This is a genomic window from Bacteroides sp. 51 (assembly GCF_010500965.1).
Lineage (GTDB): Bacteria > Bacteroidota > Bacteroidia > Bacteroidales > Bacteroidaceae > Bacteroides.
This window is the reverse complement of sequence record NZ_QVMI01000094.1, coordinates 1-1,060: the sequence shown is the minus strand read 5'-3', so window position 1 is coordinate 1,060 and position 1,060 is coordinate 1. Positions and strand designations below refer to the sequence as shown.

1 protein-coding gene is annotated in these 1,060 nt (G+C 46.8%); it reads left to right on the top strand.

Features of this window, described 5'->3' with window-relative positions; genetic code table 11:
- Positions 1-286: 286 nt before the first annotated feature.
- On the top strand, positions 287-1,060 hold a 774-nt coding region (locus tag D0T87_RS23635), incomplete at its 3' end, for a DUF3575 domain-containing protein (protein WP_163178628.1).

The window sequence follows — 1,060 nt, the reverse complement described above, 5'->3', positions numbered from 1 at the left end:
TGTATATCTGACGTTTTACAATTGTTTTACAGTTGTTCTATTTTTCCGGGATACTTTTTCGTTTTCTATCGCCCGCCCCGGCTGTTAAACGAAGATTTTCCTTTTTTTTGGTTATCGCTTCGCTCGCCCGCCAGTTTAAAAAAGAATAAACAGGTTTATTTTTCTGTTAAATTTGATCTAATATAACCAGCTGATTACTAACTGGTTCAGTGTTCCATTTTTACTTACTCCGGCACTTAGTAATAGCTGGAATTAGTTGCATAAAAAGAGATATGGAACAAAACGTATGAATATTAGAACTATTTTTGTATACAGTGTAGGACAATGGCTTCTAGGGCTGTTTCTACTGTTGTTTTCAGTGAAAGGCAACGCGCAGGAATCTACCGTTGAAAATACGAACCGGGGAGGGATTCTTTTAAAGACCAACCTGTTGCATGATGTAACCTCCACCCTGAACCTGGGTGCAGAGTTTCTTCTTTCCGGTCAGTTTTCTTTAGATCTTCCCCTGAGTTATAATCCCTGGAAGCTGGGTTCGGACCGCTACTGGAAACATCTTCTGTTTCAGCCCGAACTTCGTTACTGGACGGCGGAACAACGCGAAGGACATTTCTTCGGCCTTCACGCGCATTACGGTACCTATGATGTAAGCCGTTTGCCTGACCTGCTTTTCTCCGGTTATATGGGAGCCCACCGCTTTGATGGTTGGCTGGCGGGAGCCGGTGCCTCTTACGGCTACCGCTGGCAGCTTAATCAAAAATGGGGTTTGGAAGCCACCCTTGGACTGGGTTACGCATACCTTGACTATGATAAATACGAGGCGGGCAATAGTGAGATGGCTGCCACGGGTACCTATCACTATTTCGGTCCTACCCGGGCGGGAGTAACACTAAGCTATACGCTGGGTAATTCCAGCCGCTCTTCCAAACGCTTTACCTCCAGCCCATTCGGTGAGGGAATGGTTTACGACCCTCCACAAACACTTGCTAACACGCCGCGGGAAAGTCCGGCCAAGCAGACGACACAAACAGCATCACAGGACGTTCCCGCCAAAACCACGGCC